The organism is Pseudomonas sp. Leaf15, from assembly GCF_001421425.1.
GTDB lineage: Bacteria > Pseudomonadota > Gammaproteobacteria > Pseudomonadales > Pseudomonadaceae > Aquipseudomonas > Aquipseudomonas salomonii.
In genome coordinates, this window is record NZ_LMKI01000012.1 from 108,133 (window position 1) to 123,176 (window position 15,044).

Annotated in this window: 14 protein-coding genes; 6 read left to right on the plus strand and 8 right to left on the minus strand. The window is 61.2% G+C overall.

Annotation, left to right across the window (positions count from 1 at the left end; genetic code table 11):
* Positions 1 to 690: 690 nt before the first annotated feature.
* Entirely contained in the window at positions 691 to 1,563 is an 873-nt protein-coding gene (locus tag ASE80_RS10825) for a LysR family transcriptional regulator (RefSeq protein WP_056858906.1), read from the minus strand.
* A 105-nt stretch (positions 1,564 to 1,668) separates the two neighbouring features.
* Here ASE80_RS10825 and ASE80_RS10830 point away from each other — a divergent pair, with 105 nt between their 5' ends.
* A complete protein-coding gene (locus ASE80_RS10830) occupies positions 1,669 to 3,180 on the plus strand; it encodes an MFS transporter (RefSeq protein WP_056858907.1) in 1,512 nt (503 codons plus the stop codon).
* A gap of 58 nt (positions 3,181 to 3,238) precedes the next feature.
* Here the strand turns inward: ASE80_RS10830 and ASE80_RS10835 are convergent, their stop codons facing one another.
* Positions 3,239 to 3,649, minus strand: coding sequence for an HPF/RaiA family ribosome-associated protein (locus ASE80_RS10835; RefSeq protein WP_017135168.1), 411 nt, complete (start codon positions 3,647 to 3,649; stop codon positions 3,239 to 3,241).
* A 212-nt stretch (positions 3,650 to 3,861) separates the two neighbouring features.
* On the minus strand, positions 3,862 to 4,809 hold the full coding sequence (locus tag ASE80_RS10840) for a LysR substrate-binding domain-containing protein (RefSeq protein ID WP_017135169.1): 948 nt from the start codon (positions 4,807 to 4,809) through the stop codon (positions 3,862 to 3,864).
* Between the two features lie 137 nt (positions 4,810 to 4,946).
* Here ASE80_RS10840 and ASE80_RS10845 point away from each other — a divergent pair, with 137 nt between their 5' ends.
* From ASE80_RS10845 to ASE80_RS10855, 3 genes are all read left to right on the plus strand, one after another.
* Positions 4,947 to 6,323 (plus strand): L-serine ammonia-lyase, encoded by a 1,377-nt coding sequence (locus ASE80_RS10845; protein WP_056858908.1) that lies wholly within the window; start codon positions 4,947 to 4,949, stop codon positions 6,321 to 6,323.
* A 60-nt stretch (positions 6,324 to 6,383) separates the two neighbouring features.
* A complete protein-coding gene (locus ASE80_RS10850; RefSeq protein ID WP_056858909.1) occupies positions 6,384 to 7,688 on the plus strand; it encodes a serine/threonine transporter in 1,305 nt (434 codons plus the stop codon).
* Positions 7,689 to 7,974: 286 nt separating this feature from the next.
* Entirely contained in the window at positions 7,975 to 8,292 is a 318-nt protein-coding gene (locus tag ASE80_RS10855; protein ID WP_056858910.1) for a DUF3509 domain-containing protein, read from the plus strand.
* Here the strand turns inward: ASE80_RS10855 and ASE80_RS10860 are convergent.
* A complete protein-coding gene (locus tag ASE80_RS10860; protein ID WP_056858911.1) occupies positions 8,289 to 8,777 on the minus strand; it encodes a phosphate-starvation-inducible protein PsiE in 489 nt (162 codons plus the stop codon). The genes ASE80_RS10855 and ASE80_RS10860 overlap by 4 nt on opposite strands.
* Before the next feature lie 299 nt (positions 8,778 to 9,076).
* Here ASE80_RS10860 and ASE80_RS10865 point away from each other — a divergent pair, with 299 nt between their 5' ends.
* The gene (locus ASE80_RS10865; protein ID WP_003188807.1) at positions 9,077 to 9,337 is read left to right on the plus strand and encodes a YebG family protein; all 261 of its coding nucleotides are present in this window, start codon (positions 9,077 to 9,079) and stop codon (positions 9,335 to 9,337) included.
* Between the two features lie 55 nt (positions 9,338 to 9,392).
* Here ASE80_RS10865 and ASE80_RS10870 read toward each other — a convergent pair whose 3' ends face one another.
* The gene (locus ASE80_RS10870) at positions 9,393 to 10,412 is read right to left on the minus strand and encodes a Glu/Leu/Phe/Val dehydrogenase family protein (protein ID WP_056858912.1); all 1,020 of its coding nucleotides are present in this window, start codon (positions 10,410 to 10,412) and stop codon (positions 9,393 to 9,395) included.
* Positions 10,413 to 10,599: 187 nt separating this feature from the next.
* On the opposite strand from ASE80_RS10870, the gene ASE80_RS10875 reads away from it, so the two are divergent.
* Entirely contained in the window at positions 10,600 to 11,403 is an 804-nt protein-coding gene (locus ASE80_RS10875) for a SirB1 family protein (RefSeq protein ID WP_056858913.1), read from the plus strand.
* 195 nt (positions 11,404 to 11,598) lie between these two features.
* Here the strand turns inward: ASE80_RS10875 and ASE80_RS10880 are convergent, their stop codons facing one another.
* From ASE80_RS10880 to fahA, 3 genes are all read right to left on the minus strand, one after another.
* Positions 11,599 to 12,969 (minus strand): MFS transporter, encoded by a 1,371-nt coding sequence (locus ASE80_RS10880; RefSeq protein ID WP_056858914.1) that lies wholly within the window; start codon positions 12,967 to 12,969, stop codon positions 11,599 to 11,601.
* 137 nt (positions 12,970 to 13,106) lie between these two features.
* Positions 13,107 to 13,742, minus strand: a complete 636-nt coding sequence (gene maiA / locus ASE80_RS10885; RefSeq protein WP_056858915.1) for a maleylacetoacetate isomerase — start codon at positions 13,740 to 13,742, stop codon at positions 13,107 to 13,109.
* A 12-nt stretch (positions 13,743 to 13,754) separates the two neighbouring features.
* Positions 13,755 to 15,041: a fumarylacetoacetase gene (fahA, locus tag ASE80_RS10890; protein ID WP_056858916.1), complete on the minus strand. Its 1,287-nt coding sequence runs from the start codon at positions 15,039 to 15,041 to the stop codon at positions 13,755 to 13,757.
* Positions 15,042 to 15,044: the final 3 nt, after the last annotated feature.

The window sequence follows — 15,044 nt, forward strand, 5'->3', positions numbered from 1 at the left end:
GGCGAAGGCGGTGGCACAAGCGAAACATAAGTTGTCTGACCTACCGCTTTCGCAGCCTCGCTAAAGCTCGACAGCTCCCACAGGGGATCAGCTGTGTTGGTTAGATCTCAGTTCGCAGGGCCATCGCGCCATACACCAATCCCGCCAGCAACAAAGATCCAATGTGGGAGCTGTCGAGCCCCGGCGAGGCTGCGAAGGCGGCGGCACAGGCGAAACATAAGTTGTCTGACCCACCGCTTTCGCAGCCTCGCTAAAGCTCGAGAGCTCCCACAGGGAATCGGCTGTGTTGGTTAGATCTCAGTTCGCAGGGCCATCGCGCCATACACAATTCCCCCCAGCGACAAAGCTCCAATGTGGGAGCTGTCGAGCCCCAGCGAGGCTGCGAAAGCGGTGGCACAGGCAAAATTAAGCTGCCTGACCCACCGCTTTCGCAGCCTCGCTGGGGCTCGACAGCTCCCACAGGGGATCGGTTGTGTTGCTGAGGTTTCGGTTTGCAGGGCCATCGCGGCAAGCGCAAATTTCCCCATCAACAAAGTTCAAATGTGGGAGCTGTCGAGCCCCGGCGAGGCTGCGAAGGCGGCGGTACAGGCGACATATAAGCTGCCTGACCCACCGCTTTCGCAGCCTCGCTAAAGCTCGACAGCTCCCACAGGAAATCGGCTTCGTCGTTTAGATCTACATTGGCCGACTCTAACTGCCTGCCAGGCAACTCGGGGTGCCGGCCACCAAGGCGTCGATGGCGCAGCGTGTCTTGGCCGGCATGTGTGCGGCTGTCGGCCAGATCACGTGGATCGGCGCCGGCTGGTCGCGGTGGTTCGGCAGTACCGCTTCCAGTTGCCCGCGCAGTACGTAGTGCGCAATCAACCAGCTCGGCAACCAGGCCAGGCCCACGCCCGCAATCGCGGCATCGGCCACGGCCTGGAGGTCGTCGAGCATCAACAGCGAAGGCACACCGGGGCGCTGCGAGGTATTGCAGCGGTAGGCAATGCCTCGGTGGGCGGCGAGGTCGTCGATAGCGTTGATTGGCCCGACCCGCTGCAAATAGGCCGGCGAAGCCGCCAGGCCAACCGATTGTTCGCCCAGGCGACGTGCACTCAGGCGGTCAGTGTCCGGCAGCGGACCAATACGCACGGCCACGTCGAAGCCTTCCTGTGCAAGATCGATCAACCGGTCAGAGAACGAAATCTCGATCTCCAACGCCGGGTATCGGTCCATCAACCCCCACAACGCCGGCGCCGCGTAATGATGACCGAAAGCCAAAGGCAAGCTCGCCCTTAAACGCCCGCGTGGCTGTTGCCGGCCGCTCTCCAGCACCGATTCGGCAGCTTCCAGCTCTGCCAGCGCACGCAAACAATGTTCGTAGTACGCCTGCCCGTCTTCAGTCAGACGCTGGCGGCGGGTGGAGCGCTGCAACAGGCGAGTTCCCAAGCGCGCTTCCAGGCGCGCCAGGCCTTTCCCCACGGCCGAACGCGTAAGGTTCAGTCGTTCGGCAGCCTCGGTCAGGTTGCCGCTCTCAACGATTTGCAGAAAGAGCTCAACACCATCAAAACGCGGAGTGGCCATGCTTAATTGTCGCCCTTAATTCCCTTATCAAAGGAAAACTTATCACGAATAAAGAATTCTGCTCCCGCGAGAATAGCGCTCTCCCCCAAACAAAAGGAATATCCCATGCCGCCCGCCGCCGCCGTATCCGCCCTCAGTGCCCCGCGCACCGCCAGAGATGGCCTGGCACTCACCGCCGTGTGCCTTGTGGCATTGATGTTCGGCCTGGAAATCTCCAGTGTGCCGGTCATCCTGCCGACCCTGGAACAACAGCTGGGCACGGGTTTTCAGGATGCGCAATGGATCATGAACGCCTACACGCTGGCCTGCACCAGCGTCTTGATGGCGGCGGGTACGTTGGCCGACCGCTTTGGACGGCGGCGCATGCTGGTGTTGTGTTTGTGGTTGTTTGGATTGGCTTCGCTGGCCTGCGGGCTGGCCAATGATGCCTCCACCTTGATCGCGGCGCGCTTCGTTCAGGGCGTGGGCGCCGGGGCGATGATGATCTGCCAGTTTGCGATTCTGTCGCACCAGTTCCGTGAACCCGCTGCTCGGGCACGCGCCTTCGCGATATGGGGCGTGATCGCAGGCGTGGGCCTGGGCTTCGGGCCGATGGTCGGCGCATTGATTCTGGCGGTCGCGGACTGGCGCTGGGTGTTCCTGGTGCATGTGCCGCTCACGCTGCTGACCTTTCTGCTGCTGCGCATCAGTGTGCAGGAATCCCGCGACCCGGCCAGCCATCGGCTGGATATCGCCGGCATGCTGACCTTGACGCTGTCGGTGTTCGCCCTGGTGTATTTCATCACTCAGGGCAGCGAAAACGGCTTCAGCAGCCCGGCGATGCTCGGCTGGGCCGGCTTGTCGCTGGTCGGGCTGTTGCTGTTCATCGTGGTTGAGCGACGCAGCGCGCACCCGATGTTCGATTTTTCGGTGTTCCGCATCCAGCGCTTCAACGGCGCGCTGATGGGGTCGATCGGCATGAATTTCAGTTTCTGGCCCTTCATGATCTACCTGCCACTCTACTTCCAGGCCGGCCTGGGCTACGACACGCTGACCACCGGCGCGGCCTTGCTGGCTTATACGCTGCCAACCTTGCTGGTGCCGCCGCTGGCGGAACGCCTGGCCCTGCGCTACGGCGCCGAACGTATTATCCCGCTGGGCCTGGGTTTGATGGGTGCAGGGTTTATCACCATGGCGGCAGTCAATGGCGCGCAGCAGCCGAGTATCGTCTGGGTGCTGTTCAGTTGCGTGTTAGCAGGCGTGGGACTGGCGCTGACCAACTCACCGACCACCAACACCACCACCGGCGCCGTATCGGCTGACCGTGCGGGCATGGCCTCGGGTATCGATCTCAGCGCGCGACTGATCACCTTGGCCCTCAACATCGCGTTGATGGGGCTGGTGCTGCTGCTGGGCATTGGTCACCACCTCTCCAGCCTGCTGCCTGCCACCACGGCGCTGGATTGGCCGGCTATCAGCCAGAACATTGCGGCGGGCAAACTGGATGCGCTGGTACTGGCGCCTTCAGACGCCCAGGCCGCACTGCGCCACGGCGCCGGCTGGGCCATGCTGTTTGCGGGGTTGGGTGCGTGTGGGCTGGCGATCTTGAGCCGGTACTTCTTCCAGCAGCGCCGCTAAACGAAAACGGGCCTGCAGATGCAGGCCCGTTTATTGGGGTTGAAAAAACACTCAGCTATCAGCTGTTAAGCGCAGCCTGTTCGTTTTCCAGAAATTCCTCTTCCAACTCGGCCTCGTCGGCCTTGGTATCCGGCAGGCTCTGCCCTGCGGCGCGTGGTTTGCCGCGCAGTTTGCCGTACAGATGCTCCAGCGCATGCTCAAGCTTGGTGGCCGCGCCATCGATCGCCTGTTCCAGCGTATCGGCCTTGTGCAGGACCGACAGTGGTTGATGGCCCTTTGGCCGTGCTTCCAGACGGCAACTCAGATCGTGGGGGCCGGGCTTATCGCCGTTTTCATCTTTCAGATAGACCTCAACGCGGGTCAGGTCTTCTTCATAACGTTCGAGCGTGCTCTCAATGGTAGTTCGTACCCACTCCTCCAGTCGGATGCTGCTTTCAATATGGTTATCGCTATTGACTTGGATTTGCATAGTTCTTCCCTTATTTCAGCTAGCTCGCGAGAGGTCACAACTGCGACACCGGGGTGGTGAAACCATGACCTCTTGATTACACAATTGAGCACTGCGAAGAACATTTCAACCCCTTTGCAAAGATAAATCCCACATTACAAATTAACCCTGACGACGAGCAAAAACGCTGTTAGGGTGGGGAGTTAGTTACATCTTCTTACGCCAAGCGAACCTTATAATTGCCCCTCTCCCAACGGGTGCAATCCGCGAAAAATCCCCGCTTCCTCTACCAGCCAGTCATGCACCGCACGCACGCCCGGATGGCTCAACGCGCCCGGCGCATACAGCAGCACGTAACGTTTGTGGTTGGGCACGGCCAGGCCGAAGGGCACGATCAAGGTGCCGCGCTCCAGTTCATCGTTAAGCAAGGTGCGCCGCGCAATCGCCACGCCCATACCGGCGATGGCGGCCTCGATGGTCAGGTGGTTGCGGTTGAAGGTGTGGCCGCGTCGCACGTCGGCGTCGTGATAGCCGATAGCATTCAGGTAAAACTCCCACTCGGCGTATTCATAACTCCCACGCCAGGCGGTGATGTCGTGCAACAGCGGAAAATGCACCAGGTCCGCCGGGCCATGCAACGGCGGCCTCCCGCGCAGCAGGCTCGGCGCGCACACCGGAAAGATCTGTTCATCGAGCAGGGCTGTGGATAACAGGCCGGGGTAGCTGCCGTCGTTCAAGTCGATGGCCAGATCGAAGTCGCCCTCGTGCAAGGCGATGCTGCTGTCTTCGGCGACCATGCGCAGTTGGATATCCGGGAAGCGCTGCTGCAAACGCGGCAAACGCGGGGTCAGCCACTTGCCGAGAAACGACGGGATCGAGCGCAAGCGCAAAGTGCCGCTGATCATCCCCGCGTCCAGCCGCTGCAATTCCGCATCGATGCTGCCGTAGGCCTCGCCGACGGTCGCCGCCAGCCTTTGCCCTTCCGCACTCAGCTCCACGCCACGGGCACGCCGATGAAACAGCCGAAAGCCCAGGCGCTCCTCCAACTGACGGATTTGCTGGCTCACCGCCCCCGGCGTGATGTGCAGTTCTTCGGCGCAGCGGGTAAACGACAAATGCCGCGCGGCGCAGGAAAACACGTGCAGCCAGACGTAGGTCTGGCCATGGAGAGGGCGAGTCATAGCGTTTAGTCCTGCTAAAGGGTGTCTTAGGATAATTCGTTGGTCAGTGCCGATCCAGAGGCTCAGTATCGCGCCAATTCCGCCTGCTCTACAAAACATGGCAGCGATTTCTACTCCATTGCTTGTAAGGCTTTAGCATGGCTATCAGTGTTTTCGATCTATTCAAAGTGGGCATCGGCCCGTCCAGCTCCCATACCGTCGGCCCGATGCGCGCAGCGGCGACCTTCGCCCAAGCCCTGGCCGACCAGCAATTACTGGCCGATACGCGACGTATCGAAGTGCGCCTGTACGGCTCGCTGTCCGCCACTGGCGTGGGCCATGCCACCGACCGCGCCAGCGTGATGGGGCTGATGGGCGAATGGCCAGACACGGTCGACCCCACGTCGATCAATGCACGCATTCAGCAATTGCGCGAATCCGGCCGACTGCTGCTTGCCGGCAAACAGGAGATTGCCTTCAACTGGCACACCGACCTCCTGCTGCTCGACGAAAGCCTGCCCTACCACCCCAACGCCATGTCCCTGCACGCCTATGGCGAAAACGGCCTGCTGAGCGAGCAAACCTATTACTCGGTGGGCGGCGGTTTCATCATCGAAGCGGCCGAAGCCGCCTCGGGCATCGCGCCTGCCAGCGACGTCGAATTGCCCTACGACTTTTCCAGCGCCGTCGAACTGCTGGCCTTGTGCAACAAGCACGGCCTGCGGGTTTCCGAGCTGATGATGGCCAATGAACGTGCTTGGCGCAGCGACGAAGAAATCCGCAGCGGCCTGCTGCATATCTGGTCGGTGATGCGCGAGTGCGTGGAGCAAGGCTTGCGCGATGAAGGCATCTTGCCAGGCGGCCTCGACGTGCCACGCCGTGCGGCGAAATTGCACCGCAGCCTGCTGGAAATCGGCAAACCCAACGTGATCACCTCCACTTTGTCGGCGATGGAATGGGTCAACCTGTTCGCCCTCGCCGTCAACGAAGAAAACGCCGCCGGCGGGCGCATGGTCACCGCGCCGACCAATGGCGCGGCAGGGATCATCCCGGCCGTGCTGCATTACTACATGAAGTTCAACGCCGATGCGTCGGATGACGATGTGGTCAATTTCTTCCTGGCGGCTGCCGCCGTCGGCATCCTCTGCAAGAAGAACGCTTCGATCTCCGGCGCCGAAGTCGGCTGCCAGGGCGAAGTCGGCTCGGCCTGTGCCATGGCCGCCGCAGGCTTGGCCGATATCCTCGGCGCCACACCGGAGCAACTGGAAAACGCTGCCGAAATCGGCCTGGAACACAATCTCGGCCTGACCTGCGACCCGGTCGGCGGCCTGGTGCAAATACCGTGCATCGAGCGCAACGCCATCGCGGCGGTCAAGGCGATCAACGCCACGCAAATGGCCCTGCGCGGTGACGGCAAACACTTTATTTCCCTCGACCGGGTGATCCGCACCATGCGCGATACCGGCGCCGACATGCATGACAAATACAAAGAAACTTCACGGGGCGGCCTGGCGGTCAGCTGGGTGGAGTGCTGACGAGCACTGCTACCCGCCCCCTACGTGAGCCCGCGCAAAAATAATAACGAGGCAATATCGATGACTGATGTACGTACACCTGCCGCTGAAAACCCTGCTGTTGCTGTAGATAACGCTTTAGGTAACACCGTTACCACCGGCTGGACCAAACACGATACCACCTGGATGCTCGGCCTCTACGGCACCGCTATTGGCGCCGGCACCTTGTTCCTGCCGATCAACGCCGGCGTTGGCGGCTTCTGGCCGCTGATCGTGCTCGCATTGCTGGCCTTCCCGATGACGTTCTTCGCTCACCGTGGGCTGACGCGCTTTGTGCTGTCGGGCAAATCCGGTGACATCACCGAAGTGGTCGAAGAACACTTCGGCGTCGGCGCGGGCAAGCTGATCACGCTGCTGTACTTTTTCGCCATTTTCCCCATCCTGCTGGTGTACAGCGTGGCGCTGACCAACACCCTCAGCAGCTTCATGGAGCACCAACTGCACCTGGCCCCGCCGCCTCGGGCGATTCTGTCGCTGGTGCTGATCCTCGGCCTGATGGCCATTGTGCGCTGCGGCCAGGGCGTGATCGTCAAAGCCATGAGCGTGCTGGTGTACCCCTTCGTCGCCGCCCTGCTGTTGCTGGCCGTAAGCCTGATCCCCAACTGGAACGGCGCGTTCTTCGCTTCCGCCAGTGAAGGCATGCCGTTGCCGCTGTTCTTCAATACCCTGTGGCTGGCGATCCCGGTGATGGTGTTCTCCTTCAACCACTCGCCGATCATTTCTGCCTTTGCCGTCGACCAGAAGCGCGTCTACGGCCCACAGGCCGAACGCAAAAGCAGCGGCATCCTCGCCACCGCCCACGGCATGATGGTGCTGACGGTGATGTTCTTCTGCTTCAGCTGTGTGCTGGCCCTGTCGCCGGCTGACCTGGCAGCCGCCAAGGCGCAGAACATTTCGATCCTGTCGTACCTCGCCAACCACTTCCAGACGCCAGTGATTGCTTACGCCGCGCCGTTGATCGCGCTGGTGGCCATCACCAAGTCCTTTCTCGGCCACTACATCGGCGCCAGCGAAGGCTTTCAGGGTTTGATCGTCAAATCCCTGCGTGGGCGTAACCGTTCGATGTCATCCAAAGGGCTGGAACGCTGCACCGCGCTGTTCATGGTGCTGACCTGCTGGGCCGTGGCGACCTTCAACCCAAGCATCCTGGGCATGATCGAAACCCTGGGCGGGCCGATCATCGCGTGCCTGCTGTTCCTGATGCCGATGTACGCGATCCGCCGCGTGCCCGCTCTGCGCCAGTATTCGGGCCAGGTGTCGAATGTGTTTGTGGTGCTGATCGGGTTGATTGCGCTGTCTGCGATCGTTTTTTCGGTTTTGCCCTGAAATCGAACACAACCCATGACAAATGTGGGAGCGGTCTTGCCCGCGATAGCGGTCTTTCAGCCAGAAATTATTCTGCTGATACACCGCAATCGCGGGCAAGCCCGCTCCCACATGGGTAATGCAGCGCCTGGTAGAGCGCTATACGGCACGCCCCTTGCTGTACAGCTAACGAGGCAAACGGACCTTGTGAAACCTCAGCGACGGAGTGGCCGGTGGTCAGGCAATGCGAACTTAACCAGACACCGGTCGTCAATGACTGCATGTTCTTATCAGGCGGTAACGCACCATGGACAATCCTTTTCAGATCATCACTGACACCTTCACGCCCACCTACCGCGTCAACCTGAGCATCCAACGGCTCGACGGCAGCATCATGCTCACCCTCTCGGACGAGACGGGGGTGGTGGCCAAACGCATGATCAGCGCCGAACAACGCAACGACCCAGAGCGGCTCAAGCGCCTGGTGCAGAGCATTCAGTTCGGCATTGCCATTGAGCAGGGCCACAGCGCCATGGAGATTCTGGCGGTGATGACGGACGGCGACAGCCACAAATTATTGCAGCCACCGCCTACCCGCACCCTGCCGTTCAGCGTCGGGCTTTAAAGCTCGCCCTTCTCGGTTTCCAGGCTCGCCTCGCCCTTGCGACGCGGGCCTTCGACCTTCACCGACGGGAACGCCGACGAAGCGTAGCGCACCACCAGAATCGAGAACGCCAACAGCAGAATGCCGCCGCACAGGTAAATGATGCCGACGTCCGGCGGGTTGTGGTGGGAGACGTTGGAGATCAGCAGGCGCGTCAGCGCCGTGATCGCCACGTAGATCAGAAAGCGCACGGGCATGTGGTTGGTCTTGAAATAAATCCCGACCATTGCGCCCAATTCCAGGTAGATGAACAGCAGCAAGATGTCATCGATCTTGATGTGCCCGTTCTCCAGCATCCCCAAAAACTCCATCACCGCCGCCCAGGCTGTTACGGCACCAATGGCGAACAGCGCCAGGTAATGGAACGTCTCGACGAACAGATTGCCCAGCGACTCGGCCAGCCCATGGACTTGCTGACGCAGCTTTTCGGCCCAGTTGATTTTCACGATGATGCTTCCTTAGGTCGGCTCGACCGGATAATGCGGGGTGGACGTGACGGTTGTTCTGCATGCAGAAAAAAGGCCAGTGGCAGGTAAGTGAGAAGATGCCTGCAGGATATGAGGCACAAGGCCAGGATATAGATCGTTCCTACGCTCTGCGTGGGAACGATCGCAAGGCAAACCTGTATTTACGGGCTACATTAAAAAACTACTACCCAAACCCCGTGGTTTGGCTTACCCTTTTCACTGTATATGAATACAGTAGTCGCAAAAGACAACTATCGTGAAGGCATGTGAGGTGGTGAATGGCCGTCGAAGTGGTATACCGCAGCAGCCGAGATCTGGAGCGTTTGTTCATGGATAAAGCCGAAGCTGACCGTCATGACAAGATGCTTGAACTCGCTGAGTTGCTGGCAGAAGTGTTGCAAAAAGCCGTGCCGTCCCTGAGCGAGCAGCAGGTGGAGGAAGCCGGGATCTACATGGCGAAAAATCGCGATGTGTTTGCCAAGGCGTTCAAGAGCCAGCCGGACGCATTGTCCGAGTTGCTGAACCCGGCGGCAGAATAAAGCCCGAATTGAACAGGCCCTGAATCATTGATTCAGGGCCTTTTTAATGCCTGGGCTATTTGTAGAGCAGGCGCTCTGCCAACTCGTCCGCCACCCGCGCGGGTGAACGTTTTTCGGCTTGGGCGTGGGCGAAGATTTCGGTGAGGCGCGTGCCGATGTTGGACAGGTGTGCGGTGATGGCGGGCAACTCGGTGCCGGCGTGTTTGAGGGCGACGTAGATCAGGCCACCGGAGTTGATCACGTAGTCCGGGGCGTAGAGGATGCCGCGCCCTTCCAGTTGGTCGGCAATGTCCAGGGTGGTCAATTGCGCGCTGGCGGAACCGGCCACGGCGGCGCAACGCAGTTGGCCGACCGTGTGGCGGTTGAACACCGCGCCGACACCGCACGGCGCCAGAATGTCACACGGCGTGCTGAGCAACGCATCATTGGCGATGGGGTGTGCGCCGAGCTGGTCCATGGCCAGTTGCACCTTGCCATGGTCGATGTCGCTGACCAGCAGTTCGGCACCCGCCGCGTGCAGTTGTTCGGCCAGCGCAAAACCGACATTGCCCAGGCCCTGGATCGCGACGCGCAGGCCTTCGAGGTTGTCACTGCCCAGGCGCGCCATGGCGGTGGTGCGGATGCCAGTGAACACGCCCATGGCGGCATGGGGCGCCGGGTCGCCTGCGGCCGTGGTGCTGGTAACGAAACGGGTGTGTTGGGCGATGCAGTCCATGTCGGCGACCGATGTACCGCTGTCGATCGAGGTGACAAAACGGCCGTCGAGTTTTTCGATACAACGGCCGAACGCTTCAAATAACGCCGCGCGGCTTTCCACGTGCACGGGGCGGATAATCACCGCCGTGCCACCGCCCACCGGCAAGCCGGCCAGGGCGGCTTTGTAGCTCATGCCTTGGGCCAGGCGTGCGGCATCGGCCACGGCACTTTCATCGTCTGGGTAAGCAAGATAACGGCAACCGCCCAAGGCAGGGCCGAGGCGGCTGTTGTGGATGGCGATGACGGCCTTTAACCCGGTGACCGGGTCGATGCTCAGGTGCAGCGATTCAAGGCGGGTGCTGTGCATAAGCGCAAACATCAATGGGCTCCCGAATCACTTCTGGTAGAGGCCCCAGTATAGGCCTGCGGTGGAAAACTGCTGAATCACACTGGAATAAGCCGCCAGGTTTCATAGGCATCAGGACATAAGCCCGCAGGACATTTCCTAAGTTACTGGACGAAAATTCACAGCAAGGCTAAAACGTGGGCATCCGCCGGAGAATGCAATGAATCCCCGCACAGCTTTTTTCGCCTGCCTGGACCGCTCACCGCCTGCGCTGTTTGAAGCCGCGCTGTGGATGGCGGCTGAACACGATCCGAGCGTGCAACCCCTGCTGATCCTGCAAGACCTGACACTGCTGCAACAACAGGTCAGCGTAGGCATGCCCATGCTACCGGCGGATGAACTCGGTCAGCCGTTGCTGCGGCGCATGAATGACCTGGGGTTTGCCCAGGATGATTCCACACCGCTACGCCCCACCGCCGCGCTGCTCGACAAGGTACTGCTGCGCAAACGCGGCCAACCCTTGGCCATGGGCCTGATCGCGCTGGAGATGGCGCGACGCCTGGATATCCCCATGGCCGGGGTGAACTTCCCGGGCCATTTCCTTTTGCGCGTGCCTGGTGCCGATCACCTTCTGGACCCGTGTGGCGGGCGGCGCCTGTACCCCAACGACTGCCGCGAGCTGTTGCACCGCCAGTACGGGCCAAACCTCAAGTTGCAGGCCGAGCACCTGCACACCGCCGAACCGCGCGCGATCCTGCAACGGCTGTCACGTAACCTGCGCCAACTGCACCTGGCCAATGACCACCCGCTGTCGGCCCTGATCGACGCCGAGCGCGTGCTGGAGCTGGGCAACGCCAGCGCTGCGGATTACCTGGCGCGTGCCAGCCTTTACCAGCGACTGGACTGCCCGAGCGCCGAGCGCTTTGACCTGGAACACGCCCTGTTGCTGAGCGAAGACCCGATCCAGCGCCTGCGCCTGACCGAGCGGCTGGGGCATTTGCCGCCCAATACCGTGGTGCACTGAAATACTTGTTTTGGCGAGCAAGATTTATTGTGGCGAGCGGGCTTGCCCCGCGTTGGGCTGCGCAGCAGCCCCAATACAGTCACCGCATTTCTCCAGACACACCGCAGTGGCAGGTTTTGGGGCCGCTTCGCAGCCCAACGCGGGGCAAGCCCGCTCGCCACAACAAGCCAACTCCCACACTTGATCGGCATTGAATCAATGATTGGCCGGCGCCTTGAGCATTTCGCTGTGCAACGGGCCCTGCGGCGCGTTGGAGCCCGGCGAGCGCACTTGAATGATCAACAGCGCCGCAATGACCGCTGGAATCGCGCAGAAGAAGAAAATCTGCTCCACCGGGATATGCATCGCCAGCAACAGGCTGCCAAACAGCGGCCCCAGGATTGAACCGAAGCGCCCCACGCCCAAGGCCCAGCCGGTGCCGGTAGCGCGCACGTGCGCGGGGTAGAAATTACTCGCGAAGGCGTTGAGCGTCAGCTGCCCGCCAATAATGCAGAAACCGGCCGCGAACACGCAGGCCACCAGATAACGCGGGTTGTCGTGGTTCAACCCGAGCAAAATCGTGCACACCGCAGCCGCCGCCAGCACGCCGGAGAGCAACCGCACCTTGCTTTTCAGGCGGTCGGCAAACCAGGCCATGCCAATGGCGCCCAAGGTGCCGGCAAACAGGAACATCGAGGTCACAAGGTTCGCTTGCTTCAACGCCAGGCCACTTTCCAGCAGCAGCGTCGGCAGCCAGCTGATCATGAAATACAGCAGGATCAGGCTGACAAAAAAGGTCGCCCAAATCAGCAAGGTCGGACGCGCATAGCCGTTGCGAAACAGCTCCACCACCGTGAGTTTGCTGCCCAGCTCCTGAAGGTTATCCGCCTCACTCGCCGGCGGTGGCTGCCAGTCGGGCAGCATGCGCGCCGTGACCTTTTGCAACCGCGCATACGGCGGCGCATCCCGCAGCAAACGCGGCAAGGATTCCGGGAGCAACCACACCAGGAAAGGGAACAGCAGCAACGGCGTCACCCCGCCCGCCAGGAAAACCGCCTGCCAGCCGTAACCTTCGATAAAACCCGCCGCCACAAACCCACCCGCCGCGCCACCGAACGAAAAGCCGCAGGCGGCCAGGGTCACCATCAGGGTGCGCATGCGCGGCGGGGAATATTCCGACATTAACGCCATGGCGCTGGGCATCGCGCCGCCCATGCCGATGCCGCAGATAAACCGCGCAGCCATCAAGGTGGTCAGGGAATTGGCGAACACCATCAGCACGGTGAGGCTCGCGTAGATCAGCACGCAGGCGAGCAGGATGCGGCGCACGCCGAAGCGGTCGGCCAGCGGCGTTACCAGCAATGAGCCCAGGGTCAGGCCCAACAGGTTGGCGCTGAATACCGGGCCGAACGCGGCTTTTTCCAGCCCCCAATCCTTGGCCAATGCCGGCACTACGTAGCCCAGCACCTGAGCGTCATAGCCGTCGGTTACCAGCAGCAGCGCCAGCAACAGGAGAATCAACCACTGGTAGCGCGACACCGCACGGGCGTCGAGTGCCGCGCGAAAGCTGGCAATCTGATTGTGCATCGCAAGGTACCTGTTATTTTTATAAGGATGACGCGGATCAAACGGTGGGAGCTGGCTTGCTTGCTATAGCGGTGTGTCAGCCAATGAATTATCAACTGATAGACCGCTATCGCAGGCAAGCCAGCTCCTACATTGATTTAGGGGGTGTCAGGTTGATTCGCCGGATGTGCTTGCACAAACGCCGGATGCTGCGCCGCCAGCGCGGCCACTCGCCCGATACGCGGGTACGCGCCCAACGGCACCTTGAAGCGCTCGGCTGCGTACAACTGCGGGATCAGAAACGCATCGGCGATCCCCGGCTGCTCACCAAAACAAAAGCCTTCATCACCAATCAACTGCTCCACCGCGCCCAGGCCCTGGCTGATCCAATGCCCGATCCACTCGAGCACTTGCGCCTCGTCATGCCCCCATTTGCGCAGCAGGTTTTGCGTGCTGGAGTTGTGCAGCGGATGGATATCGCAGCCGATGATTGACGCCACCGCCCGCTCATGGGCACGGGCCGCAAAGTCCTTGGAGAGCAAAGGCGCCTGTGGATAACGCTCTTCCAGGTACTCGATGATTGCCAGTGATTGGATCAACAATTCACCCTCATCGGTACGCAGCGCCGGTACACGGCCCTGCGGGTTGATCGCCAGGTAGTCGGGCTGGCGATTCGCGCCGCCCGGCGGCACCAGCAAATTAACCGGCACGGCGGTAAAGTCCAGGCCCTTGAGCGCCAGGGCAATGCGCACCCGGTACGACGCCGTAGAACGGTAGTAGGTATAGAGTTGCATCGCCCTGCCCTCTTAGCGTGCTGCGCTCACGGTGCCACGGCATTCGCCGAAACCGATGGAGGCAAAACCTTCACGGTTGCAACGGGCACGCAGGATGATTTCGTCACCGTCTTCAAGGAATTTACGCACTTCGCCGGAGGCCAGTTCAATCGGCTTTTTACCGCCTTCGGTGATTTCCAACAGGCTGCCGTACTGCCCCGGTTGCGGCCCGGACAAAGTACCCGAACCAAACAGGTCACCGGCCTGCAACTGGCAGCCGTTGACGCTGTGGTGTGCAACCAACTGCGCTACGGTCCAGTACATGTGCTGGGTATTGCTCAGGGCCAAGCGGTGTTCCGGCAGGTTTTGCTCGCGCATCGCAGCGGTGGTCAGCAGCACTTCCAGCTCGATGTCCAGGCCTCCCGTGGCCTGATCACGCGTGTCCAGCAGGTACGGCAGCGGCTGCGGGTCACCTGCGGGGCGTGCCGGTTGGGCCTTGCGAAACGGCTCCAGGGCTTCGGCGGTGACCACCCACGGCGAGATGCTGGTGATGAAGCTTTTCGACAGGAACGGGCCGAGCGGCTGGTACTCCCAGGCCTGGATATCCCGCGCCGACCAGTCGTTGAGCAGGCAGAAACCGGCAATATGTTCAGCGGCGTCGCCAATGGCAATCGAGTCGCCCATGGCATTGCCCTGGCCGATCCAGATGCCCAGTTCCAACTCATAATCCAGGCGCGCGCACGGGCCGAAGGTTGGCTCGGCCTGGCCGGCTGGCAGCGTCTGGCCTTTAGGCCGACGTACGTCCGTGCCCGAAGGGCGAATGGTCGAGGCACGACCGTGATAACCGATCGGCACATACTTGTAGTTGGGCAGCAACGGGTTGTCGGGTCGGAACAGTTTGCCGATGTTTTGCGCGTGTTCGATGCCGACGTAGAAGTCGGTGTAATCGTTGATCTTCGCCGGCAAATGCATCTGGCAATCCGCCGCGCGGTGCAGTACCTGCGCCTCACGGGTGTGCAGCTTGCTGCCTTCGGCGAGCAGTTCCAGCAGGCGCTCGCGCAAGGCTACGCGTGGGCCACGGCCGAGTTCGAAAAAGCCGTTCAGTTGGCCACCGGCAGTGGCTTCGACCGCACGGCGTGCTTCACCTTCAAACTCGTCCAGCGCAGCGTGCAGGTCGAGAATCGAATCGCCAATCGCCACGCCACTGCGCGGGGCCGAACCATTGATGCTGAACACGCCCAGCGGCAGATTCTGCAAGGGGAAATCGCGGTGGCCGTTGGCGGAGGCTACCCAGCTGCGGGCAAGTGTTGGCTGAGTCATGGG

What these genes read in the sequence shown, in the direction of transcription:
- ASE80_RS10865 (WP_003188807.1), top strand. Translation starts at nt 9,077, where the DNA reads ATGGCCGTCGAAGTGGTATACCGCAGCAGCCGAGATCTGGAGCGTTTG.
- ASE80_RS10880 (WP_056858914.1), bottom strand. Translation starts at nt 12,969, where the DNA reads ATGCACAATCAGATTGCCAGCTTTCGCGCGGCACTCGACGCCCGTGCG.
- ASE80_RS10845 (WP_056858908.1), top strand. Translation starts at nt 4,947, where the DNA reads ATGGCTATCAGTGTTTTCGATCTATTCAAAGTGGGCATCGGCCCGTCC.
- ASE80_RS10870 (WP_056858912.1), bottom strand. Translation starts at nt 10,412, where the DNA reads ATGTTTGCGCTTATGCACAGCACCCGCCTTGAATCGCTGCACCTGAGC.
- ASE80_RS10855 (WP_056858910.1), top strand. Translation starts at nt 7,975, where the DNA reads ATGGACAATCCTTTTCAGATCATCACTGACACCTTCACGCCCACCTAC.
- ASE80_RS10875 (WP_056858913.1), top strand. Translation starts at nt 10,600, where the DNA reads ATGAATCCCCGCACAGCTTTTTTCGCCTGCCTGGACCGCTCACCGCCT.
- ASE80_RS10850 (WP_056858909.1), top strand. Translation starts at nt 6,384, where the DNA reads ATGACTGATGTACGTACACCTGCCGCTGAAAACCCTGCTGTTGCTGTA.
- ASE80_RS10830 (WP_056858907.1), top strand. Translation starts at nt 1,669, where the DNA reads ATGCCGCCCGCCGCCGCCGTATCCGCCCTCAGTGCCCCGCGCACCGCC.
- ASE80_RS10840 (WP_017135169.1), bottom strand. Translation starts at nt 4,809, where the DNA reads ATGACTCGCCCTCTCCATGGCCAGACCTACGTCTGGCTGCACGTGTTT.
- fahA (WP_056858916.1), bottom strand. Translation starts at nt 15,041, where the DNA reads ATGACTCAGCCAACACTTGCCCGCAGCTGGGTAGCCTCCGCCAACGGC.
- ASE80_RS10835 (WP_017135168.1), bottom strand. Translation starts at nt 3,649, where the DNA reads ATGCAAATCCAAGTCAATAGCGATAACCATATTGAAAGCAGCATCCGA.
- ASE80_RS10825 (WP_056858906.1), bottom strand. Translation starts at nt 1,563, where the DNA reads ATGGCCACTCCGCGTTTTGATGGTGTTGAGCTCTTTCTGCAAATCGTT.
- maiA (WP_056858915.1), bottom strand. Translation starts at nt 13,742, where the DNA reads ATGCAACTCTATACCTACTACCGTTCTACGGCGTCGTACCGGGTGCGC.